At 62.8% G+C, this 20945-nt stretch carries 25 protein-coding genes; 10 read left to right on the top strand and 15 right to left on the bottom strand.

Going from position 1 to position 20945, the window contains the following annotated elements; translation table 11 throughout:
• Position 1: 1 nt before the first annotated feature.
• The 5 genes from AC1DXM_RS21230 to AC1DXM_RS21210 form a co-directional block, all read right to left on the bottom strand.
• Entirely contained in the window at positions 2-418 is a 417-nt protein-coding gene (locus tag AC1DXM_RS21230; protein WP_477235852.1) for a VOC family protein, read from the bottom strand.
• Positions 419-430: 12 nt separating this feature from the next.
• On the bottom strand, positions 431-1489 hold the full coding sequence (locus AC1DXM_RS21225; RefSeq protein ID WP_477235850.1) for a dipeptidase: 1059 nt from the start codon (positions 1487-1489) through the stop codon (positions 431-433).
• A gap of 223 nt (positions 1490-1712) precedes the next feature.
• Entirely contained in the window at positions 1713-2012 is a 300-nt protein-coding gene (locus tag AC1DXM_RS21220) for a GNAT family N-acetyltransferase (protein ID WP_477235848.1), read from the bottom strand.
• Positions 2005-2637 carry an alpha/beta hydrolase gene (locus AC1DXM_RS21215; RefSeq protein WP_477235846.1) on the bottom strand — a complete coding sequence of 211 codons (633 nt, stop codon included), beginning with the start codon at positions 2635-2637 and terminating at the stop codon, positions 2005-2007. The genes AC1DXM_RS21220 and AC1DXM_RS21215 overlap by 8 nt, the downstream gene beginning before the upstream one ends.
• 4 nt (positions 2638-2641) lie before the next feature.
• Positions 2642-3574, bottom strand: coding sequence for a VOC family protein (locus AC1DXM_RS21210; RefSeq protein WP_477235844.1), 933 nt, complete (start codon positions 3572-3574; stop codon positions 2642-2644).
• Between the two features lie 220 nt (positions 3575-3794).
• On the opposite strand from AC1DXM_RS21210, the gene AC1DXM_RS21205 reads away from it, so the two are divergent.
• Positions 3795-5351 carry an alkaline phosphatase family protein gene (locus AC1DXM_RS21205; RefSeq protein WP_477235842.1) on the top strand — a complete coding sequence of 519 codons (1557 nt, stop codon included), beginning with the start codon at positions 3795-3797 and terminating at the stop codon, positions 5349-5351.
• Between the two features lie 83 nt (positions 5352-5434).
• On the opposite strand, the gene AC1DXM_RS21200 is transcribed toward AC1DXM_RS21205, so the two are convergent.
• Positions 5435-6748 carry a PRC-barrel domain-containing protein gene (locus tag AC1DXM_RS21200; RefSeq protein WP_477235840.1) on the bottom strand — a complete coding sequence of 438 codons (1314 nt, stop codon included), beginning with the start codon at positions 6746-6748 and terminating at the stop codon, positions 5435-5437.
• A 257-nt stretch (positions 6749-7005) separates the two neighbouring features.
• Between AC1DXM_RS21200 and AC1DXM_RS21195 the strand changes: the two genes are divergently transcribed.
• Positions 7006-7926 (top strand): diacylglycerol/lipid kinase family protein, encoded by a 921-nt coding sequence (locus tag AC1DXM_RS21195; protein WP_477235838.1) that lies wholly within the window; start codon positions 7006-7008, stop codon positions 7924-7926.
• Between the two features lie 26 nt (positions 7927-7952).
• Here the strand turns inward: AC1DXM_RS21195 and AC1DXM_RS21190 are convergent, their stop codons facing one another.
• A complete protein-coding gene (locus AC1DXM_RS21190) occupies positions 7953-8129 on the bottom strand; it encodes a hypothetical protein (RefSeq protein WP_477235837.1) in 177 nt (58 codons plus the stop codon).
• Positions 8130-8286: 157 nt separating this feature from the next.
• Here AC1DXM_RS21190 and AC1DXM_RS21185 point away from each other — a divergent pair, with 157 nt between their 5' ends.
• Positions 8287-9813 (top strand): sensor histidine kinase, encoded by a 1527-nt coding sequence (locus tag AC1DXM_RS21185; protein WP_477235835.1) that lies wholly within the window; start codon positions 8287-8289, stop codon positions 9811-9813.
• A 20-nt stretch (positions 9814-9833) separates the two neighbouring features.
• Here AC1DXM_RS21185 and AC1DXM_RS21180 read toward each other — a convergent pair whose 3' ends face one another.
• From AC1DXM_RS21180 to AC1DXM_RS21170, 3 genes are all read right to left on the bottom strand, one after another.
• The gene (locus AC1DXM_RS21180; RefSeq protein WP_477235833.1) at positions 9834-10295 is read right to left on the bottom strand and encodes a hypothetical protein; all 462 of its coding nucleotides are present in this window, start codon (positions 10293-10295) and stop codon (positions 9834-9836) included.
• 12 nt (positions 10296-10307) lie between these two features.
• Positions 10308-10634: an ElaB/YgaM/YqjD family protein gene (locus tag AC1DXM_RS21175; RefSeq protein ID WP_142866548.1), complete on the bottom strand. Its 327-nt coding sequence runs from the start codon at positions 10632-10634 to the stop codon at positions 10308-10310.
• 142 nt (positions 10635-10776) lie between these two features.
• Positions 10777-11538 (bottom strand): Crp/Fnr family transcriptional regulator, encoded by a 762-nt coding sequence (locus tag AC1DXM_RS21170; protein ID WP_477235830.1) that lies wholly within the window; start codon positions 11536-11538, stop codon positions 10777-10779.
• A 272-nt stretch (positions 11539-11810) separates the two neighbouring features.
• Here AC1DXM_RS21170 and AC1DXM_RS21165 point away from each other — a divergent pair, with 272 nt between their 5' ends.
• Positions 11811-12188, top strand: coding sequence for a response regulator (locus tag AC1DXM_RS21165; protein ID WP_477235828.1), 378 nt, complete (start codon positions 11811-11813; stop codon positions 12186-12188).
• A gap of 51 nt (positions 12189-12239) precedes the next feature.
• On the opposite strand, the gene AC1DXM_RS21160 is transcribed toward AC1DXM_RS21165, so the two are convergent.
• Together AC1DXM_RS21160 and AC1DXM_RS21155 are read right to left on the bottom strand one after the other, a co-directional pair.
• On the bottom strand, positions 12240-12791 hold the full coding sequence (locus tag AC1DXM_RS21160; RefSeq protein WP_023670095.1) for a sigma-70 family RNA polymerase sigma factor: 552 nt from the start codon (positions 12789-12791) through the stop codon (positions 12240-12242).
• Positions 12792-12794: 3 nt separating this feature from the next.
• Positions 12795-12989: a NepR family anti-sigma factor gene (locus tag AC1DXM_RS21155; RefSeq protein WP_142866552.1), complete on the bottom strand. Its 195-nt coding sequence runs from the start codon at positions 12987-12989 to the stop codon at positions 12795-12797.
• Between the two features lie 218 nt (positions 12990-13207).
• Between AC1DXM_RS21155 and AC1DXM_RS21150 the strand changes: the two genes are divergently transcribed.
• The 6 genes from AC1DXM_RS21150 to AC1DXM_RS21125 all read left to right on the top strand — a co-directional run bounded on the left by AC1DXM_RS21150 (position 13208) and on the right by AC1DXM_RS21125 (position 16842).
• Positions 13208-14002, top strand: coding sequence for a response regulator (locus AC1DXM_RS21150; RefSeq protein WP_192259355.1), 795 nt, complete (start codon positions 13208-13210; stop codon positions 14000-14002).
• 324 nt (positions 14003-14326) lie between these two features.
• Positions 14327-14494, top strand: a complete 168-nt coding sequence (locus AC1DXM_RS21145; protein WP_023670098.1) for a DUF1328 domain-containing protein — start codon at positions 14327-14329, stop codon at positions 14492-14494.
• 138 nt (positions 14495-14632) lie between these two features.
• On the top strand, positions 14633-15673 hold the full coding sequence (locus AC1DXM_RS21140) for a sensor histidine kinase (protein ID WP_477235824.1): 1041 nt from the start codon (positions 14633-14635) through the stop codon (positions 15671-15673).
• Positions 15674-15861: 188 nt separating this feature from the next.
• On the top strand, positions 15862-16038 hold the full coding sequence (locus AC1DXM_RS21135) for a hypothetical protein (protein WP_477235822.1): 177 nt from the start codon (positions 15862-15864) through the stop codon (positions 16036-16038).
• 151 nt (positions 16039-16189) lie between these two features.
• Positions 16190-16516 (top strand): hypothetical protein, encoded by a 327-nt coding sequence (locus AC1DXM_RS21130; protein ID WP_477235820.1) that lies wholly within the window; start codon positions 16190-16192, stop codon positions 16514-16516.
• Positions 16517-16599: 83 nt separating this feature from the next.
• Positions 16600-16842: a YMGG-like glycine zipper-containing protein gene (locus AC1DXM_RS21125; RefSeq protein WP_112559509.1), complete on the top strand. Its 243-nt coding sequence runs from the start codon at positions 16600-16602 to the stop codon at positions 16840-16842.
• A 39-nt stretch (positions 16843-16881) separates the two neighbouring features.
• Here AC1DXM_RS21125 and AC1DXM_RS21120 read toward each other — a convergent pair whose 3' ends face one another.
• The 3 genes from AC1DXM_RS21120 to AC1DXM_RS21110 form a co-directional block, all read right to left on the bottom strand.
• On the bottom strand, positions 16882-18528 hold the full coding sequence (locus tag AC1DXM_RS21120; RefSeq protein WP_477235818.1) for a CHASE domain-containing protein: 1647 nt from the start codon (positions 18526-18528) through the stop codon (positions 16882-16884).
• A gap of 165 nt (positions 18529-18693) precedes the next feature.
• Positions 18694-19491: an ATP-binding cassette domain-containing protein gene (locus tag AC1DXM_RS21115; RefSeq protein WP_352557734.1), complete on the bottom strand. Its 798-nt coding sequence runs from the start codon at positions 19489-19491 to the stop codon at positions 18694-18696.
• A gap of 13 nt (positions 19492-19504) precedes the next feature.
• Positions 19505-20836 carry a sugar ABC transporter permease gene (locus AC1DXM_RS21110; protein ID WP_477235816.1) on the bottom strand — a complete coding sequence of 444 codons (1332 nt, stop codon included), beginning with the start codon at positions 20834-20836 and terminating at the stop codon, positions 19505-19507.
• Positions 20837-20945: the final 109 nt, after the last annotated feature.

The following is a 20945-nucleotide window of genomic DNA, read 5'->3' as shown; positions in this document are numbered from 1 at the left end:
ATCAGGGCGCCCGCACGCCGCGACAGACTGCGGCGAGCTTGTTGCCGTCTGGATCGCGCACATACGCTGCATAGAAGTCCGGACTGTAGTGCAATCGTAGGCCCGGGGGACCTTCGCAGCGTCCTCCATTGGCGATGGCCGCAACATAAAAGTCGTCGACCTGTTTCCATGATCGCGCTCTGAACGCGACCATGCTGCCATTTCCTGTTGTCGCTGCCTGTTGGTCGAATGGCTTTCCAATCCAGAACGCCAGTTCGCGCACACCGCCGTCCTCGTAGGTGCCCCATCCAGCGGAAGTGCTGTCCCAGTCGGGATCGCCGGTGATGCAGCGTTCCATGCCTAGCGGCACTAGCGCGGCATCATAGAACACTGTGGCCCGCTTCAGGTCATTTGTTCCGAAGTAGACATATGTGAGCATGGCGCACCCACTTCACCCTATGGTTCTTTCCAGCACGCTCAGCCAGTTCCGATAGGCGATCTTCTCGATCAGCGCGCGGCCGAAACCGCGCGCGGCGAGCGCATCGATCAGCTTCGGCAGGCCTGCGACGTCGCCGATGACCGCCGGGATCATGGCGCCGTCGAAATCCGAGCCGAGACCGACCCCGTCCTCGCCCAGCGCCTGCAGCAGCGAATCGACATGGCGCACCATGATGTCGAGGCTGGTGTCGGAATTCATCCGCCCGTCCTCGCGCAGGAAGCCGGTGGCAAAATTCAACCCGACCATGCCGCCGGTCTCGCGGATGGCGCCGAGCTGCCAGTCGGTCAGATTGCGCGAATGGGTGCACAGCGCATGCACGTTCGAATGGGTAGCGACCAGCGGTGCGTCGCTGAGCGCGGCGACATCGCGAAAGCCTTTTTCGTTGAGATGCGACAGGTCGATCATGATCTTCAGCTGATTGCAGGCCTTGACCAGCGCCTTGCCGGCATCGGTCAGTCCCGGACCGGTGTCGGGCGATGAGGGAAAGCGGAACGGCACGCCATGGCCGAAGGCGTTGGGACGGCTCCAGACGATGCCGAGCGAGCGCAGGCCGGCTTCATGGAGCACATCGAGCAGCGTGAGCTCGGGGTCTATCGCCTCGACGCCTTCGATGTGGAACACCGCCGCGATCGATTCTTTCGCCATCGCCGCGCGAATGTCACCGGCGCTGCGGCAGACGGTCAGCGCTCCCGCCCGCTCCAGCCGAAACAGGATCGAAGCCATGCCAATGGTGGACCTCAACGCGTCAGCGCGCGGCAATTCCGGCGGCAACGGCTCGTTGTCGCTCGGCGCCGGTGGCACCGCTGAGCGCTTGGCCTTCTCGACCGGCGGCGGGAAGATCGCAAACATGCCGCCGGCAAAGCCACCCTTCTTGGCGCGCGGCAGATCGATATGGCCGCCCTGCGTCCCCTCGATGAACAGCTTTTCGACGTCGGTGTCCTTCGACTGGTACAGTCGCAGCAGCGTGTCGTTGTGGCCGTCGAAGACGGGGACGAGATCGGATTCGGTCATCAGGAAGCCATTCGGTCAGTTGGCAGGAGCGGACGAACCGCAGCGAACTGTGTACTTAGGCAAGAAGGCTGAACTGCGCAAATGCCAGAGACGTGTTCGCTCTTGTGGCTGAGCGGCTCCGATCCACCTGCCGGGTCCCGCTGCTTCGCAGCGTCCGGGCGTTCGCCGGCCTTTCATCGTGCCACCGGCACGATGAATTCGCTTCGCGAACCGGCGGCTCACCCTATTGCTTCAGCACATCGGCCCATTCCGGATGGCGGCGGAACTGGGCATTGGCGAAGGGGCAGAGCGGGATGATCTTCTTGTCCGCTGCGCGCGCATCCTCGACGGCGCGGGTGACGAGCCGAAGCCCGGCACCCTGGCCGCGAAACACGTCCGGCACTTCGGTGTGGTCGATGATGATCTGGTGCTCGCCGATCTTGGTGAAGGTCATCTCCGCCTCGGCGCCGCCCGGTCCGCGCAGGACATAGCGGCCCTTCGAGCCGCGGTCCTCCAGTTCGATTTCAGGCGATTGGTCAGGCATTGCTTGCTCCTTCAACCGGCTCGGCAGCAAAAAGCCGCCTTGCCGCTTCGATCTCGTTTGGCTGCACCTCGTGGCCGCCACCGTGCCATTCCACTGTGACATCGGCGCCATCGGCGCGCAAATAGGCTTCCAGCCGCGACGTCAGATTGGGCGGGCAGATCGGGTCGCGCTTGCCGGCGGTCACCAGAATACGACGGCCGGCAAGGCTGCCTTTCACCTCAGGTTCGAATGGGATCAGCGGATGCATCAGCACGGCCGCATCGAACAGATCAGGTGCAGCGAACATGACGGAAGCCAGGATGTTGGCGCCGTTGGAATAGCCCAGGCCGAGCACCGAAGACGGCTTTGCCGCCGCGATCTGCGCCTTGATGAAGCCGGTCATCTTTGCGGTCGCCCGGCCAAGGTCGTCCATGTCGTAGACACCCTCGCCGGCGCGGCGGAAGAAGCGGGCAGCACCATATTCAGAGACATCGCCGCGCGGCGACACGATGGTCGCCTGAGGCGCGAGGTCGCGCCCCAGCGACAGCAGCTGGCTTTCGTCGGCTCCGGTGCCGTGGAAGACGAAGAGCAGCGGGCCGCCGGGCGAACCCGGCAGCGCCTTATGGATGTAAGCGTCCTTGCTCATTGTCTTAGCCTTCCAGCTTCTGCAGATGTTCTTCGAGATAGGGCCTGAGATGCTGGTGCTGCGTCGGCAGCTTCAGCGCCTCGCCGAGATGGGCGGTGTCCTCGTCGCGGTCGAATCCCGGCTCATTGGTGGCGACTTCGAACAGCACGCCGCCCGGCGTGCGGAAGTAGATCGCCCAGAAATAGTCGCGGTCGATCACCGGTGTCACGCCGTAGCCCGTATCGATCAGCGCCTTGCGCACTTCGAGCTGCTTGGCACGGTTCTCCACCGCGAAGGCGACATGATGCACCGAGCCGGCGCCGAGATTGGCAAAGCCAGCCGTCGGCAGCGATTCGATGTCGACGACATCGGCGCCGTTGCCATTCTTGATCGCGAGCCGGCTGACATTGCCGGATTTGTCGACTTGCTCGTAACCCATGAACTTCAACAGCTCCTCGGTGGCACCACCATCCTTGAGGCGCAGCGACACCGAGTGAAAGCCGCGGATCGCCTCGTCGGCGGGAACACCGCCCTTCAGCCATGGCGCACGGCTGTCCGCCTTGTCTTCGACCAGCGCGAAGCCGTCGCCGTCGGGGCCAGCAAAAGTGAGTCGCTTTTCGCCGAACGTCTCTGCACGGGAAACACCCGCAACGCCCTCATCGGCGAAGCGCTTTTCCCAATAGCCGAGTGTACCCGCCGGCACCGAATAGGCTGTGGTGCCGACCTCGCCGACGCCGTGCCGGCCCCTGGCAATGTCTGGAAACGGAAAATAGGTCATCACCGAGCCCGGCGTGCCGTGCTCGTCGCCATAGTAGAGGTGATAGACATCGGGCGCGTCGAAGTTGACGGTCTTCTTGACCCGGCGCAGACCGAGCTTGTGTGTAAAGAAATCATTGTTCTGGCGCGCATCGCCGGCCATTGACGTGACGTGATGCAAGCCCTTGATCTGGTCGAGCATTCTCTTGCTCCTTCCTTGGTGTTTGTGCGGCCCTCGCCGCTGTCCACGCCTATATGAGGGGCCGCCCGGCAACGGCAAAGGCGGCAAACTCAGAATGGACTGTATCCCAATCGTGAACAGTAGAAAAATTACGTTCACCATTTCAGTAAAGCTGACGGCCTTGCGCCGCCGCCAGAATCCGGTTCATTGAACGTCTTCCCGACGTGACAGGATACAGCCATTGGCCGCGAAAAGCAGACGTCCGAACATCCTATTGATCTCCTGCGACCAGTGGCGCGGCGACTGCCTGTCGGCTGCCGGCCATTCCACGGTGAGGACACCGAACGCCGATGCGCTGGCCGCCGAGGGCGTCCTTTTCAAGCGACATTACGGCGGCGCGGCGCCCTGCTCTCCGGCTCGCGCCTGTCTCTACACCGGCCTCTACCAGATGAACAACCGCGTCTGCCGCAATGGCACGCCACTCGACGCCCGTCACGGCAATATCGCGCTTTCGGGCCGCGCCCTCGGCTACGATCCGACGCTGTTCGGCTACACCGACGTCTCGTCCGATCCGCGCACGTTGGCGCCGGGCGATCCCAGGCTGAAAACCTATGAGGGCGTGCTGCCCGGCTTCAGCGTGCGCCAGTTCCTGCCCGAGCATCAGAAACCGTGGCTGTCATGGCTGAAGGCGCGCGGGCTCGACACCAGGGCCGGCTCTCCCGGCATTCACCGCCCCGTGGGCGAGGAAGCCGGCAACGCCGTGACCAATGCGCCGCCGGTCTATTCCAGGGACGAGACGCCGACGGCTTTCCTCGCCGGCGAATTCATCCGCTGGCTGGGCGAACAGGATGCGCCCTGGTTCGCGCATGTGTCCTTCATCAGCCCACATCCGCCTTTCATCGTGCCGGCACCTTACAACACGCTGTATGATCCCACGGACGGCCCGGCCTTCCCTCGTGGCGAAAGCTGGCAGGCGGAGGCGGAAAGCCATCCCTATCTGGCCTACGATCTCGGCCGGCAAAAGCGTAAGAACTTCCGCCCCGGCACGGACGGCAAGGTGCGCGACTGGGGGGACGACAACATCGGTGCCATCCGCGCGATCTATTACGGCATGATCTCGGAGGTCGACGCGCAGCTTGGCCGCATCTGGCAGGCGATCAAGGCGGCGGGAGCCTGGGACGACACGATCGTCATCCTGACATCGGACCACGCAGAGATGATGGGCGACCATTTCATGCTCGGCAAAGGCGGTTTCTTTGACGGCAGCTATCACATCCCGCTGATCGTCCGCGACCCGCGCCGCGGCAAGGCGGCGGGCTCGACCGTCGATCGCTTCACCGAGGCCGTCGACATCTTCCCGACCTTGCTCGATCTGCTGGATGCCGACGCCCAGCCGCATCTCGACGGCCGCTCGCTGAAACCGTTCCTGGAAGGTCAGCCGCCCAAGCATTGGCGTGACGCGGCGCATTGGGAGTTCGATTTCCGCTCGATTGCCGAGGGTGAAGCAGAACGGCATTTCGGCATCGGCTCGCGCCAGTGCAACCTCGCCGTCATCCGCACGGAAGACTTCAAATATGTGCATTTCGGTGGTGGTTTGCCGCCCTTACTGTTCGATCTGAAAAAGGATCCGGGCGAGCTGGCCAATGTCGCCACCGACCCGACCTATCTCAGCGTGCGGCTTGAATTTGCCGAGCGTCTGCTTGCCTGGCGCGCCGAACATCTCGACCAGTCGCTGGCGCTGGCGGAGCTGACCGAGGATGGGGTGGCTGGATATGTGGGTAGGGCAGTAGGGCAGTAGGGCAGTAGGAAATTATGGGATAGGCGGTGCTGCCGCGCTCCCTAATTTTTATCCCTATTGCCTTACTGCCCTACTCCTTTCCTTTACTGCATCATCATCCGCTGCTGATCGCGCTTCTCCGCATAGCTGCCCTTGTCGTAGGCAGCCTGCGCCTGCAGCTGCTCCTTGGTGAAGTTGGTGTAGAGATACTTCTTGCCGTCCTTGTCGGTCATGAATTTGAGCTTGTCCATGCCGACCGCAACCTCCTTGGCGCCGATGCCGAGGAACCCGCCGACATCGACAATCACCGCATCCGGCTTGCTGTCGGGTGCCAGCACGACGTCGCCGATCTCGCCGACTTTGGCGTCGTTGGCGCCATAGACGGTCGTGCCTTTCAGATCGTCGCCCCTTATTTCACCGACCGGCATTTCGGTCAGCGTCGATTTGTCGATCGCTGCCGTCTGGGTCGGGTCCGTGGCCTTCACATCAGGCGACTCGGCCGCCGGAGCCTCGGCCGTCTTGTCCATCGGCGCAGCCGTGTCAGCCGGAGCGGTGGCTGCAGGGGCGGCGGGCGTCCCGGCGTCGGACATCGTCGTCACCGGCACCGGATCATAGACCTTGCGGTCGAAATCAGGCTGTGCCTGCAGTTCCTCCTTCGTGGTGTGCGCCACCAGCCAGCGATCGCCGTTCTTCTGCGCCCACTCGGCCTTGGCGAAATCGTAGGTGACATTCTTTTCGCCCAGGCCGAGGAAGCCACCGACGCCAATCACCAGTGATTGCGCCTTGCCCTCCTTGGTCAGTACGATGTCGTTGACGTCGCCGATATTCTGGGCATCGTCGGCGGTGCCGTTATAGACGCTCTCGCCGATGATGTTGGTGGCGAGATTGCCGTCGGCGCGTTTCACCTCCGGCTCTGACGGCGCGGCGTTCAGATCGACAGGCTTCTGCGGATCATTCTGCGCGCTGTCCGTAGTGGCGGGCGCCGGCGCCGGATCATAAGGTTTGCGGTCGAAGTTCGGCAGCGCAGTGAGCGCTTCCTTGCTCGTCTCGGCAACCAGCCAGCGGTCGCCATTCTTTTCGACCCATTTGAGCTTGCCGTAGTCGAAAGCGACATTCTTGCTGCCTATGCCGAGAAAGCCGCCGACGCCGATGATGGCGGATTTCGCCTGGCCATTTTCATCGAAGACGACATCGCTGACGTCGCCTATTTTTTGCGCGTCATCGGCGGTGCCGTTGTAGACGGATTCGCCGATAATATTGGTCATCAGGGCGCCCTCGGCCCGCTGCGCGGCCGGCGCGATGGTGGCGGGGGCTTCAGCCGGTGCCGGGGTCGTCGCCGGGGCGGTCGTTGACTGCGCAAACGCACCGGTTGCGATAAGCGTTGCGAGCGCGGTCGTCGCGAAAAGAGTGCGGATCATGATTAAGTCTCCTCTTGCGTGATCTCGTGCGCGCCGCTACCGGCAGACCGTTACCGGGAGGCCGAAAGCGGCGCCTCCAATGCGTTCACAACGTCGTGACAAGGCGCTTGTTCCGAAAAAACGGGGGCATCGGGATACCTCGGGCAAGTCCGTGGAATCGCCCGACATTTCCGGCCGGCCGATGGAACCTTTGTAAGGCTTCGCCGTTTCAGCCTGCGGCTGGGCATTCCAGCCGCTAAAATGGATACGGAGCGGGCATGCGATTTGCGGCGGTGCTGAACCGGGACGGCGGCACCTTGCGGACGACCGATGTTTCCGCTTTTTCGGACCGGATGCGCCAGACGCTTGAGGCGGCTGGCCACACTGTCGATATCGACATCGTCGAAGGCAAGGACATTGTCGCGGCGCTCGACAAGGTCGCCTCGCGGCGCGGCATCGATGTGGTGCTGGCCGGTGGCGGCGACGGCACCATTTCGGCCGCGGCGGCGCGGCTGATGAACACGAAGAAGGCGCTGGCTGTCCTGCCGGCCGGGACCATGAACCTATTCGCCCGCGGCCTGGGCATTCCGCAGACCCTCGACGGAGCCCTGACTTCCTTTGCCGACGGCGAGGTCATCGCGATCGACGTCGCCAGCGCCAATGGCCGACCTTTCGTGCATCAGTTCTCCATCGGCCTGCACGCCAGGATGGTGAGGCTGCGCGACACCATGGAGTTCGCCTCGCGCCTGGGAAAGATCCGTGCTTCGGCAAAGGCCGCGTGGACGACGATCAACAATCCGCCCGCCATGAAGGTGACGTTGACGGTCGGCGACGCCGAGATCGTGACCCGCATCAGCGGCATCGGCATCTCCAACAACCTGTTCGGCGAGGGTCACCTGCCCTATGCCGACAATCCTGCCGGCGGCGTGCTCGGCATCTATGTCACCGTGGCACGGCGGCGCGGCGAACTGGCCAGGGCCCTCTTCGACATGGCACGCGGCAGATGGCGCGACAGCGACCATGTCGAGATCCATCAGGCCGACAAGGCAGTCGTGAAAATCCACACGGGAAGCAAGAAGTTCGGCGCCGTCATCGACGGCGAACTGGTCAAGCTGGAGCGCGAAACGACATTCAAAATCCATCCCGGCGCTTTGAACGTGCTGGTGCCGGCGCGCGCTGCGCAGGCAAAGGCCGCCTGATGCGAGCGCCGAAGACGACGAGCGCTTTAGCCGCCGGCCGGCTGGCTCTGACTGGCGGGCGCGCTGTTGTCGATCTTTTCACCATAGATTTCGGCGATGCCCCAGGCGATGAAGGCCAACAGCAGCGCTGCGATCAGGATGCGCAGCCCATGCCAGCCCCAGCGCCCCTGGCGGGCCTTGTTCTCAGGGATGATCTTGGTCATTGGCGGCGTTCCCATCATGCGACTGCAGGCGTGGCGGACAAAGCCATGTCTGGCGAAACATGGTCGGGTAACGATTGCTTGCTACAAAAGTTCCGGGTCCCGACGGCAGCGCACAACGCGCGGCACCGCGGATGGGACCTGCAAGCGAGGGGACTTGGTGGATAAGAAGGTGGAGAAGGGTCTGCCGGCCGACGTTCGACGCGCCGTGGCGGCGCCGGAGCGGCTTGCCATGCTGCACGGGCTCGACGCGATCGACACGGCCTCCGATCCCGACTTCGATCACATCACCGGTCTTGCCGCCGCCGTGATGCAGGCGCCAATCGCGCTGGTCACATTGCTCGATACCGAACGACAATGGTTCAAGTCCTGCGTCGGTCTGGACGAGACCGAGACCGCCACCGACTTCTCGTTTTGCGCGCACGCGATTGCCGCCGGCGACGAGCCTATGGTGGTGGCCGATGCCAGCATCGATCCCCGCTTCGCCGCCAATCCGCTCGTGACCGGTAAGCATCATCTGCGGTTCTATGTCGGCGCGCCAATGGTGGTGGCCGGTGCGCGCATTGGCACCGTATGCGTACTCGACCGGGAACCGCATGACTTTCCCTCTCGTGCCGCACTCGATCAACTGAAGGCGTTGGCCAGTCTCGCCGCCAGCCTGTTTACGCTCAAAAACGCCACCCGCAGCGGCGCCATCGCCGCCGCAGCTTTGGCGCAGGAGGAAAAGCGCCGCGCCATCGCGCTCGATGCCGCCTCGCTTGCCAGCTGGGCCTGGGATATCCGCACCGACATGATCGAATGCGATGTGCGCCTGTCGGAACTGTTCAATCTGCCGCGCTCGAACCGGTTGCGGGCGCGCGACATATTGGGCGCCATCGACCCGCGCGACGTATACCAGACCGAGACGCGCTTTCGCGACGCCCTGACCGGCAGCGACGATTATTTCGGCGAATACCGGGTCAAAGGCTTCGATCCGCCGCGCTGGATCGCCACCCGCGGCCGCGTCATCGAGCGCGACGGCGAGGGAAAGCCGACGCTGATCTTCGGCGTCAACTACGACATATCGGAACGCAAGCTCGGTGAGGAGCGGCAAAGGCTGTTGCTGCGCGAGCTGAACCACCGGGTCAAGAACACGCTGGCGACGGTGCAGGCGCTGGCAACGCAGACCGTTCGCCACGCCCGCCGCCCAAGCGAATTCCTCGAAGCCTTCGGCGCCAGACTGCAGGCGCTGGGGGCTGCCCATAACCTCTTGTCCGATCGCGAATGGCGCGGCATCGGCATTCGCGAACTGATGCAGATCGAGGTCAAGCCGTTCGATTCAACCGAACAGCCGCGCATCGCGATTTCCGGCCCGGATCTGCTGCTTTCGCCCGACCAGGCGGTGGGGCTCGGCCTGATCATGCACGAACTGGCCAGCAACGCGCTGCAATACGGATCGCTGTCGGTGGGCTCGGGAAAGGTCGGCGTCGACTGGAAGGCGCTGGGCAAGAAGGGCGCACGCCGCCTTGTGCTGACCTGGCGCGAAAGCGGTGGGCCGCAGGTCCAGCCGCCGGAACGCCAGGGATTCGGCTCGATCCTGATCCGCCGCAGCCTCGCCAAGGTCTTGTCCAGCGAGGTTGTGCACGAGTTCCGTCGGGAAGGTGTGTTCGCGGAAATATCGATGCCGCTGGAAGATTTGCCGAGCTGAAGCGTCGGGGGAGTTCGGGCCTACTCGGCCTCGTCGTCCGGATCGCCCGGCCGCGGTTTGACGTTTTCCTTGTAGATGGCATAGGCCACCAGCGCGATGATCGGTCCAAGGACAAGTTCCTTGCCGCCTTTCCCCTTGAGCAGCGAGGGCAATACGGCAAGGGCCGCCGCGATGCCGAGTGCCTTGAGGTCGGCATTGCGCCTTCGCGCACGTCTACGGGCGCGCGTACCGGCCGCCAGTTGATGGATGAGCAGGATGAGCCCGGCAAGCACCAGGAAGCCGGCCGCGATGCCCAGGCAGGCCGCCATCGACCCATAGCGGTCGGCGGCCCAGATATAGGCCGCCCCCAGGAGAAATCCGAGCCCGCACAGAGACGCAACCGCGGCGAGCCCATAGACGATTGCCGCCGTGCGCGCGCGGCGCATGGCGGCAATGGCTTCACCCGAGGCCAAAGCCGAAATCAACGATGCCAGCGTCCCCATCTCTAGCGAAAACTAGCGCCGGGCGAGAAGCGCGAACAGAAAGCCAACGCCGGCTGCGATGGCCAGCGACGTCACCGGCTTTTCGCGCACATTGGCGGTGATCTGGGCTTCGATGTCCTTGGCGTTGCCGCGCAGGCTGTCGAAGGCAGCCTCACCCTGGGCGCGCAATTGCTCGACGCCTTCAGCGGCAGCGCGCCGTGCCGTTCCGTAGCCATGCTCGCCGGTCTTGGCCAATTGCTTGGTCAGCTTTTCGATGTCGGCCTTCAACTGCCGGATATCGGCTTCGAGATCGGCGTTCGTCTGGGTTTCACCAGCGGTTTTTCCTGTGGCAGTTGCCATTCCCATAACTCCTTGCGTTTGCTTGGTTTCAAACGCCCCACACACTCCAAGGTTCCGAAATCGGAGACCATATCCATGAAAGGGTGTTTGCCTCTGCGAGTCCAGCCCCGGCTGGACTGGTTTCCCTGCTGGATTAGCTGCATCAGATCAGCGGCCGGCGGCCCTCACTCAAGCCCTCCCAGCGTGCGAGGTCCTTCAGCGCCTCCCGGTCGACCACTTCGCAACCGCCGTCGCGCCAGACAATCAGCTTGCGGTCGATCAGCATGCGGATGGTCTTGTTGGTGTGGACCAGAGACAGGCCGAGCGTATCGGCGACGTGTTGCTGCGTGATCGGGATTTGCACCGGCGCCTTGCCGTTGAGCCCGACTATCGCCGCGCGGCTGGCGATGAAAGCGATGAGATAGGCGGTGCGCTCGAGCGCCGTGCGCCTGCCGATGCTGAGCAAATTCTCGTCCAGCATGCGCTCCTCGCGCGATGCCAGCCAGGTGATGTCGTAGGCTAGGCCCGGATGGTTGCGGTAGAGCTCGTGAAGGTTTTCGCGCTCGAAGACGCACAACAGCATCGGCGACAGCGCCTCGATCGAGTGCTGCATTTCACCCATCACGCTGCCTTGCAGGCCGATGAGATCGCCGGGCATCGAATAGTTGAGAATCTGGCGCCTGCCGTCCGACAGCAATTTGTAGCGGAAGGCCCAGCCCGAAAGCACCGTATAGAGATGAGCGCTGTGGCTGCCTTCGACCAGCACCGTTGCGCCCTTGTCGACGGCCAGTTCGCCCTTCTTGAACTTACTGACGAAGTCGAGCTCCTGCTTCTCGAACTCCCGGAACACCGGCAATGGCCGAAGCGGGCAATTCTCGCAGGGGTACTGACGGCTGGAAAAAGAACGACCATTCTGGCCAGACATTTCGATCCCTCTTTCGAAAGCCTTTGTGGCAGACTGACTGCAACGGCTTGCAGGGGCTGTGGTTCCGGCGTCGGCGATTGGGGCATGTCTTTTTTAAATGACAGGGTGTCGAATACCGATCATGACTTGCCCCACTCCAGTGAGACGAATCCAGTTCGTCTGACGTTGGAGCAGCCCCGGCAAGCGAATTCAGGATGCAAGCCACTGGTGGATTGTTGCGATCCAGTGTGGTGTTGATTTGAAGTGCTGCCGGAACGAGGAGAATTTGCGAGGTGCCGCCATTGCTCGAGGGATTGCGAATTCTTGTCCTAGAGGATGAATTCCTGATCGCCATGGATGTCGAGCAGCTTTGCCGCGACCATGGCGCCGGCGACGTGGTGATTGCCCGCGACCTGGCAGAGATCGACGAGCAGACGGTCGCCGACAGGTTCGACGGCGTTATCGTCGACCTGATGCTGAGTGGGACGTCGACGCTCGACTTCGCCGCGCAACTGCGCCATGCGGGCATGCCCTTCGTCTTTGCCTCCGGCTATTCGGACGCGGACGAGATCAGGGCGTCTTTCCCCGGCGTGCGACTGGTAACCAAGCCATATTCGGGAGACGATCTCGTCGAGGCGCTGGCGGTGGCCTGCGGCCGCGCGCCAGTCTGAAATGCCTTCGATCGGTACTTGAGAGCCCGAGCGCGCAAACGGCCTCCACTCTCAGGCGGCGTTTGAGCCCGTGACCTGGGACGAGATGGCATCCGGCCCGTATTCGTCTTCGCCGGAGATTTTCAGGATCTCCTGCAACCGCGTGCGAGCCCGACTGACCCGGCTCTTGATGGTTCCGACCGCGCAGCCGCAAATCTCGGCGGCCTCCTCATAGGAAAAGCCGGAAGCGCCGATGAGGATGATGGCTTCGCGCTGGTCCTCGGGCAGTTGCTCGAGCGCGCCGCGAAAATCCTTGAGGTCGAGCTGGCCGTGCTGGGCCGGATGAACGGCGAGCCTGGCGGTCATGATGCCGTCGCTGTCCTGCACCTCGCGGCCGCGCTTGCGCATCTGCGAATAGAACTCGTTGCGCAGGATGGTGAACAACCATGCCTTGAGATTGGTGCCCGGCTGGAAGCTCTCATGCTTGTCCCAGGCCTTGACCAGCGTCTCTTGCACCAGATCGTCGGCCTTGTCGGCATTCTGCGTCAGCGACACGGCAAAGGCCCGCAGGCTCGGGATCGAGCCGAGCAGATCGGTCTTGAACCCTTGTGAGACAGCTGCCATGCCTCAGTCCTTCTTCTGTGCGGGTTCGGCCTGTTCCAGTTGCCTGAGCAACTGGGCGAAGCGATCCGGCACATTGTCGGAGACCAGCTCGTCATAATATTGTTTGAGTTTGCGGCCGATTTCCGAATTCGCCCCGAGCGGGTCACCGGAATTGGCCCGGCGCCTGTCAGCGGCGCCAGCCAGTGTTTCTTTATTCATGTCCTCATTTCGCCCTTAATTCCAGCGCTCTAGCCGCCCTATCACACAACACAAAGCGGCCCCCTCGTCTGGTTGCCCATCGCACCACAAACGTCGTCCTTGGAGATTCGTTCCACAACCCTCGGAACTTTTTCATAAAACCCGCGTTGTTTGCCGGGGCTTGCAATCAGCTTGACCTGGAATCTATGCAATTACGTCATCTGAGGGAGACGTCTATCATGAGCCTTTCCGCAACCATTGCTCCGCACCTGCCGTTCCTGCGCCGCTTCTCGCGCGCCGTTTCGGGATCGCAGGAGAGTGGCGATGCGCTGGTCGCCGCGATGCTCGAAGCCATCATCGCCGACGTCGACATCTTCCCCGAAGCGTCGAACGATCGCATCGCGATCTACAAGGTTTTCGCAAAATTGTTCACCTCCATTGCCATCCGCGTTCCGCAGGAGCATGCGCAATCGGCATGGGAGCAGCGCGCCGCCGCCAATCTGAACGCCATTGCGCCACGGCCACGTCAGGCCTTCCTGCTGGTCGCCGTCGAAGGCTTTAGCGAGGACGAGGCGGCTGAAATTCTCGATGTCGACGCCAGGGAATTCTCCGAACTGCTGGCCCAGGCGAGCAACGAGATCTCCCGCCAGGTGGCGACCGACGTGCTGATCATCGAGGACGAGCCGCTGATCGCCATGGACATCGAGGAAATGGTCGAGAGCCTCGGCCACCGTGTCGTCGGCACCGCCCGGACCCATGCCGAGGCGGTGGCGATGTTCGGCAAGACAAGGCCGAAGATGGTGCTGGCCGACATCCAGCTTGCCGACGGCAGCTCGGGCATCGATGCCGTCAACGAAATCCTGTCGTCGACCTCGGTGCCGGTGATCTTCATCACCGCCTTCCCTGAGCGTCTGCTGACCGGCGAGCGGCCCGAACCCGCTTTCCTCGTCACCAAGCCGTTCAACCCTGACATGGTCAAGGCGCTGATCAGCCAGGCGCTGTTCTTTGACCGGCAAGCCAAGGCCGCCGCCTAAAGCAATTCCAGGAAAAGTGTGAAGCGGTTTTCCGTCCGGAATTGCGAAAAAAACAGAGAGATAGAGCGGTCGCCGTTTCCGTGAAACGGTGAACGGCTCTAGCACAATCTCCAACGTCGCCGCATCCCGGCGTTGCCAAGCACTGGCGATCGTTCACCCGGTGATCGCCGGTTGTCGGTCGCTCCATGCCGCGCTTGCGGGTCGCGCTCGCGTGCCTGAATCAATTCGCGTCCGGGCCTCTTCCAAAGCCTGTCTTTTTCGGCAAATGGTGGAACAAACACCTACCACCCACGTTTTTATCTCAGCATCGGAAGGAGACAGATCATGCTCTACTGGGCGCTCGTATTTCTGGTCGTGGCGATTATCGCCGGCGCGCTTGGTTTCGGCGGTATCGCCGGCACGTCGGCCGGCATTGCGCAAATCCTGTTCTTCATCTTTCTCGCCTTCCTGGTCATCTCGCTTCTGGCCGGCCTGTTCAGGCGGGCGTCGTAAGACCCGGTAGCGAGCCAACACTGGAAGCCGCACCCCTCAAACGGTTTCCAGCCACCGCCGGGCGGTGTCCTTCAAGGGACATCGTCCGGCGGACCTGTTTTGGGGCTTATTTCAGCTGGAGGGGTGGACAGGTGACTGATGCGTTCCAGAAGCGGAGAGACAGACGAAAGCGGGCGGAATGACGAAGTCCTCGCCCTGCATCCCGCTGAAAGCGGCATGCAGCTCGGCCGTGCCTTGCTCCACGCTCTGCACAATGCCGGCATTTCCGTTCTGTACCAGGACCGTGAGATGAAGACCGTGTGGGCGCGCAACATGCGCGAGCCATGGGCTTCCGACACCGCGGACAGCAACGGCATACTGCCGCCGGCGCAGGCCGAACACATCGATGCCGCCAAACGCCATGTCATAGCTTCCGGCAATCCCGAACACCTCGAGCTCAACGTTCCCACGGCCGAAGGCATCCGCTGGTTCCAGGTCTGGGTCGATGCCGATCGTGGCGATGGTGGCGATGTTCAGGGCGTTGTCACCACAATGGTCGAGACAACCGAGCAGAAACGCCGCGAACAGACGTTGAAGACGCTGCTGCGCGAGGTCAGCCACCGCTCCAAGAACCTGTTGGCCATCATCCAGAGCATTGCCACCCAGACTGGCCGCTATTCCGAGACATCGGACGATTTCCTGACGCGCTTTCGCGGCCGGTTGCAGTCACTGGCCTCCTCCCAGGATCTGGTGACGTCGTCGAACTGGCGAGGTGCCGCGCTGCGCGAGCTTGTCCGCGGCCAGGTCGTGCGCTACGGCGCCGATCCCGCGCAGAGCCTGCGCTTCAATGGCGTCAATCCCTACCTCAATCCCAACGCCGCTCTTCATATCGGCCTGGCCATGCACGAGCTCGCGGTCAATTCATTCAGTTACGGCGCCTTGGCGCGGCCGGATGGCTTCGTCGAGGTAACCGCCAATCTGTCGAGCGTCACAGGGGCCGCTGAGAAGCCGGCTTTGTCGCTGACCTGGGTCGAGGCCATTGTCGCCAATGACAACAGGCGCACCGAGAAACGCTTCGGCAGCGTTGCTCTCGAACGCGTTGTGCCGGTATCGCTGAACGGCACGGCGACGCTGGAAATCACCGGCGACCGCCTCGAATATCGGCTTCTCGTTCCGCACGGCAATTTCGAAACCGAGTGAGCGGCCGGATGTGCCTCAGAGCAATTCCGTCCCGAATTGCGTCAAACAGAGAGCCCGGAACGCCGGATCCCTTAACCGGCTGTTCACCATAAAGTCTGATGCTGAGGCTCCCAGAGATTGCCGGCTCTTGACCGATTCAACCGACGCTTCGGCCCTGGCTTGCGACCCAACTATGGGAGGAATGGATCTTGACGGTTGCCGATATGAACAGGCTGGAGCAGGCCGCCCGCGTTTCGATGAGCGGCTTTCAGGATCCTGATGCATCCGCCTCGCCGGCGCCGCACGCCTGGCATCCCTTGCTTCGCTTCGCCGCTGTCGCGCTCGTCGCCGCCATCGTTCTGATCGTGGCGTCGCAGCTGGGCTGAGCCACGTTCGCTTCGGGTTCACGCTGCTCCCAAATCTGGCTAAGCTGAAGGCTGGTCTGGCTCCTGGCGAGCCGATTATTAACGTCTCCGGCTTGCATCACAGGAACTTTGACGACTGTTGACCGTTCTTATGGCGAGAGGATCTTTCGCCGTGGAACACATCGCCGCTTTGCTTCTGGTTATCGGCTGTTCAAACAGCATGACCGAATGCCGCGAACTGCCGGTGCCGGTCAGCGTGTTCGAGACTGCGGACGCATGCACCGCCGAGCGGCCTTTCGCCATGGGCGACGTGCAAGGCCAGGCTGAGCACGTCGTTTCCAAATGTCTTGCCGTCGACCCGGCACTCGAGGACGACTACGACCAGATCGTCTGGAACGTGCGCCCGGACGGTTCGCTCGACGCATCCTTGCAGATTTCCAACGTCACGGTCGCGTCGAATGTATCGCGCCCAGAAAAAGACTATCTTAGCCAACAATAAGATCGAGCGGGCAAAGGCCGTCATTTCATGCTAAATGGCGGCTGAAGCTTATTAAAGTGAGGACGAAAGTGAGGAGAGACTCTATGCGGAAATTGATTATTGCCATGGTTGCCGTGGTCGCCGTCAGCGGCTGCAGCACGACCGAGCAGGACGTGGGTGTCGGTACGTTGGTTGGCGCCGGCGTCGGCGGCCTGGTTGGCGGTGGCAAGGGTGCGCTCATCGGCGCAGCCGTTGGTGCCGGTTCCGGTCTGCTGGTGCGCAACCTGCGCAATGGTTATTGCCAGTATCGCGACAATCGCGGCCGGCTCTACACCGCTCGCTGCTGATCCGCTTCAAAAGCGTCAAACAATCGAGACGGAGACCGGTTAGCCGGTCTCCGTTTGTTTGCCTGTGTCGGGCGGCGGAATCCTGATTTCCACCGTAAGCCCGTCGGCGCGAAAATCCCTGCTGATCGTGCCGCGCAATTCGCGCGTGACATTGAGATCGATCAGCTTGGTGCCGAAGCCGGTCTTGACCGGCGCTTCGAGTTGCTTTTGCCCGGCTTCGCGCCAATTCAGAACCAGCATCCTGTCGGATCCGCGCCCCTGGAACGACCAGTCGACCTTCAGCGCGCCAACCGAATTGCCGGCCTCGCCATATTTCAGCGCATTGGTCGCCAGTTCGTGGAAGGTAAGGCCAAGCGCCTGCGTTGTCGTCTCGTTGAGCAGCACCTGAGGGCCTGACAATATTCCTTCCGGAAGCTCCTTGCCGAACACCTGGCCAAGCTCGATCCGCAAGAGATCGCCAAGGTCGGCCTTCTGCCACCGCGAGCGCGTCAGCATGTCCTGGGACGCCGCCATTGCCTGCAGGCGGGCCGAGAAGGAAGAGGAGAACTCCTTTACGTCGGTGGCGTGCGCTGCTGTCTGGCGCGCGATCGCCAGCACCCGCGTAATCGAATTCTTGATCCGATGCTTCATCTCCTGCAGCATCAGATCCTTTTCGAGCAGGCTCTTTTCCGTCGTCTCGTGCAACAGCGACTTGGCGTCATAGGCACGCTCCTGGTAGCGCGCCACCAGCGCGATCGCGCCCGCCAGGAGCAACCCCAACAGGCCGAGCATCACCGGAATAGCGCGTGAAGACGGCTGCGAGAAAGCGCTGGTCGGCCGAAACAGCACCGTCCACGGCCGGCCGGCGACGATGATCTTGCGCGTCACCAACAGTCTGTCGCCGAAGCTCGCAACCGGCGGCGTTTCCGACTGGAACAGAAGATTGCCGGCGTCGACCTTGCCGTCATAGACCTCGGTGTTGACCGGCAGCAGCGGCGTGCGGCTGAGCGCGGTCTGGAACAGGTCGCGGGCGCGGAAAGCGGCGTAGAGAAAGCCTGATGTCGACGACCTGGAGGCGTTAATGCCATCCGGCGCGGTTTCGACATTGAGCCTGACGAAGACCAGGAAGCCGGTAAAGGTCTGTGCCGCGCCCGTGCCCTGGCCGAGTTGCACCAGACCGCTTGCATGCTGTGCGTCATCGGCCATCGCCTTTTCGATCGCTTGGCGCCGCGCCGGTTCGGTGAACATGTCGTAGCCGATGGTCGACTCGTTGGCAGGATCGAGCGGCTCGAACAGCACGACGGGGGTGCGCCAGGACTGTGCCGTGTCCGGATAGACAGCGTGGGGCACGCCACGGTCGCGCAACATGTCGCGCTCGACCGCCGCTTCGTCGCCGGTTTTTGCCAACCTCAGATAACCTATGCCGCGCAGGCCGGCGAAATTGCTGTCGAGGTCGAGCGCGCTGAAGAAAGCCTTGAATTCGCTTCGCGAAATCTCGCCATTGCGGGCGGCGAACAGCGCCTGCGTCGAGCGCAGCAGCGACAGATGCAGGTCGATGCGGCTTTCGATTCGGTTGAGCGCATCGTCGGCCGTCGCCTCGAATTTGATCCGTGCCGCCTCCTGGGTGGCGAAGTAGGCGAAGCCTGCCATCGTCATGCTGATCAGCGCGACGGCAATGAAGGCGACGATCGGGAAAAACTTCTTCAAAGGATGCTGCGGCCCATGTGTCTGGGACCTTTATGGCATGTCACCGCGCCAACACAATGGCGAGGCCAAACCATCGTGACAGCTGGCACATCACGTTCCAGATATTAGCCGGCTTATCGATCGCACATCGGAGAAGATGACCGTCAGCCGATGATGGCGCTTGTCTCAGGCGGCGATCTTCAGCGCGCCCGGCCCGGGAATGGCGCCAGGCGGACACTTGCCGAGGATGATCATGCCGAGCACCTCGTCCTGGGTGACGTCGGTGGTGCGTGCAGTGCCTACGACCTGGCCGTTCTTCATCACGCAGACGCGGTCGGCAAGCTCGAACACGTCGTGGATGTCGTGGCTGATCAGGAAGATGCCGATGCCGTCGGCCTTGAGTTGCTTGACCAGTTCACCGACCTGCGCCGTTTCCTGCGGACCAAGGGCCGCCGTCGGTTCGTCCATGATCAGGATGCGGGCGTTGAACAGGATGGCGCGCGCGATCGCCACCGATTGGCGCTGGCCGCCCGACAGCTTGATCACCGGCTCCTTGAAGCGCTGGAAACGCGGATTGAGCCGGCCCATGACCTTGCGCGCCTCGGCTTCCATGGCGACATCGTCGAGCGTGCCCCAGCCGGTCATCAGCTCGCGGCCGAGGAAGAGGTTGGCGGCGGCGTCGACATTGTCGGCCAGCGCCAGCGTCTGATAGATGGTTTCGATGCCGTATTTCTTGGCGTCGCGGGGGTTGGAGATCGAAGCCTCCTGGCCGTTGACGAAGATCTGGCCCGCGTCGCGCTTGTAGGCGCCCGACAGAATCTTGATCAGGGTCGACTTGCCGGCGCCGTTATGGCCGAGCAGCGCCACGACCTCGCCCGGGAAAAGATCGATGGACGCATCGTCGACGGCGCGGATGCCGCCGAAGGCGATCGAGATGTTGCGCATGTCGATCAGCGCTGTGCCCGTGGGAGCAGTTTTTTCCATGATCGTTCCTCCCCTAGACCCGCTTGCGGTAGACGGTGTCGAGCCACACGGCGATGACCAGCACGGCGCCAACGACGATGCTCTGCAGCGGCGAGTCGATGCCGAGCAGCACCATGCCGGATTGCAGCGACTGCATCAGAAGCGCGCCGAGCATGGCGCCCATCACCGTTCCGGCGCCGCCGGCCAGCGACGTGCCGCCGATGACGGCGGCGGCGATGACCAGCAGCTCGTCCAGCGTGCCCAGCGCGTTGGTCGACGCGTTGAGGCGGGCCGACGAGATCGCCGCGCTGATCGCCGCCAGCACCCCCATGATCATGAACACCTTCATGGTCACCCAGCGCGTGTTGATGCCGGCAAGTTCTGCTGCTTCCGGATTGCCACCGATGGCGAAGACATAGCGGCCGAAACGCGTGCGCTTGGTGATGAAGGTCATGATGATGCCCGTGGCCACCGCCATCAGCACCGGTATGGCGATGCCATGCGCGATAAACAGCCCGCCTTCGGGAAGGGTGATGCCGTTCTGCAGCGCATACTGGCGCACGATGCCGATCGGCCATGGATAGGAATTGGCGATCCAGACGGCGCCGAGGATGGCCGCGCAAGCGACCACGCCAAGCAAGATCTCAGCCCACACGGGGCGCAGCGGAAAGCTGAACCGCTTGCGCTGCGAGCGGCCGTTGAGCAGCGCGAAGGCAACCGCCGCACAGGCGACGATGCCGACGATCCAGCTGGCGGTAGCGCCGATCGAGCCGCGTGGTCCGCCACCCATCAGCTGGAAGGTGGCGTCGAGCGGCGCGACCGTGCGCCCGCTGGTGATCAGCCACGCCATGCCGCGCCACACCAGTAGGCCGCCCAGCGTCACGATGAAAGCCGGAACCTCCATATAGGCGATGATGAAGCCCTGGAACGCGCCGATCAGCAGACCAAGCATCACGCCGGCGGCCAGCGCGATGATCCAGAGCCAGGGATTTCCGAGCTGGAAGCCGATGACGCGAATGAGGAATTCGGCCTGCGCCACGCCCATGACCATACCGATCACGCCTTCGACGGAGCCAACCGAAAGGTCGATGTTGCGCATGACGATGACCAGCACCATGCCGGTCGCCATGATCGCGACCGAGGAGGTCTGCACCGACAGGTTCCACAGATTGCGTGGCGTCAGGAAAAGCCCGCCCGACAGGATGTGTATGCCGACCCAGATGACCAGCAGGGCGCCGACCATGCCGAGCATGCGCGTGTCGAGTTCGGTAGCCTTGAGGAACCGCCCGACGGCGCTGAGCTCGGATGCGCGCGCCCGGTCCGCGGCAGTGCTGGCGACCGGCTGATTAGAGGTCGTGTCGGTCATGCTATCCTCCCACCGGTTTGCCGTCTGGCGCGGATGCCGGAACATGGATGCTATTTGCTTTCCGTGGTCATTTGAAGCGGAAAGCCCTTGGAGAAACGCCGCGGCTTTT

The organism is Mesorhizobium sp. P3_A2, from assembly GCF_056403115.1.
The sequence above is the reverse complement of the archived record's forward strand: the minus strand, read 5'-3'. Positions and strand labels throughout refer to the sequence as shown.

Excerpts from the sequence above, each read along its gene's own strand:
- AC1DXM_RS21230 (WP_477235852.1), bottom strand. The coding sequence starts at position 418 with ATGCTCACATATGTCTACTTCGGAACAAATGACCTGAAGCGGGCCACA.
- AC1DXM_RS21225 (WP_477235850.1), bottom strand. The coding sequence starts at position 1,489 with ATGACCGAATCCGATCTCGTCCCCGTCTTCGACGGCCACAACGACACG.
- AC1DXM_RS21220 (WP_477235848.1), bottom strand. The coding sequence starts at position 2,012 with ATGCCTGACCAATCGCCTGAAATCGAACTGGAGGACCGCGGCTCGAAG.
- AC1DXM_RS21215 (WP_477235846.1), bottom strand. The coding sequence starts at position 2,637 with ATGAGCAAGGACGCTTACATCCATAAGGCGCTGCCGGGTTCGCCCGGC.
- AC1DXM_RS21210 (WP_477235844.1), bottom strand. The coding sequence starts at position 3,574 with ATGCTCGACCAGATCAAGGGCTTGCATCACGTCACGTCAATGGCCGGC.
- AC1DXM_RS21200 (WP_477235840.1), bottom strand. The coding sequence starts at position 6,748 with ATGATCCGCACTCTTTTCGCGACGACCGCGCTCGCAACGCTTATCGCA.
- AC1DXM_RS21195 (WP_477235838.1), top strand. The coding sequence starts at position 7,006 with ATGCGATTTGCGGCGGTGCTGAACCGGGACGGCGGCACCTTGCGGACG.
- AC1DXM_RS21190 (WP_477235837.1), bottom strand. The coding sequence starts at position 8,129 with ATGACCAAGATCATCCCTGAGAACAAGGCCCGCCAGGGGCGCTGGGGC.
- AC1DXM_RS21180 (WP_477235833.1), bottom strand. The coding sequence starts at position 10,295 with ATGGGGACGCTGGCATCGTTGATTTCGGCTTTGGCCTCGGGTGAAGCC.
- AC1DXM_RS21175 (WP_142866548.1), bottom strand. The coding sequence starts at position 10,634 with ATGGCAACTGCCACAGGAAAAACCGCTGGTGAAACCCAGACGAACGCC.
- AC1DXM_RS21170 (WP_477235830.1), bottom strand. The coding sequence starts at position 11,538 with ATGTCTGGCCAGAATGGTCGTTCTTTTTCCAGCCGTCAGTACCCCTGC.
- AC1DXM_RS21160 (WP_023670095.1), bottom strand. The coding sequence starts at position 12,791 with ATGGCAGCTGTCTCACAAGGGTTCAAGACCGATCTGCTCGGCTCGATC.
- AC1DXM_RS21155 (WP_142866552.1), bottom strand. The coding sequence starts at position 12,989 with ATGAATAAAGAAACACTGGCTGGCGCCGCTGACAGGCGCCGGGCCAAT.
- AC1DXM_RS21150 (WP_192259355.1), top strand. The coding sequence starts at position 13,208 with ATGAGCCTTTCCGCAACCATTGCTCCGCACCTGCCGTTCCTGCGCCGC.
- AC1DXM_RS21145 (WP_023670098.1), top strand. The coding sequence starts at position 14,327 with ATGCTCTACTGGGCGCTCGTATTTCTGGTCGTGGCGATTATCGCCGGC.
- AC1DXM_RS21140 (WP_477235824.1), top strand. The coding sequence starts at position 14,633 with ATGCGTTCCAGAAGCGGAGAGACAGACGAAAGCGGGCGGAATGACGAA.
- AC1DXM_RS21125 (WP_112559509.1), top strand. The coding sequence starts at position 16,600 with ATGCGGAAATTGATTATTGCCATGGTTGCCGTGGTCGCCGTCAGCGGC.
- AC1DXM_RS21115 (WP_352557734.1), bottom strand. The coding sequence starts at position 19,491 with ATGGAAAAAACTGCTCCCACGGGCACAGCGCTGATCGACATGCGCAAC.
- AC1DXM_RS21110 (WP_477235816.1), bottom strand. The coding sequence starts at position 20,836 with ATGACCGACACGACCTCTAATCAGCCGGTCGCCAGCACTGCCGCGGAC.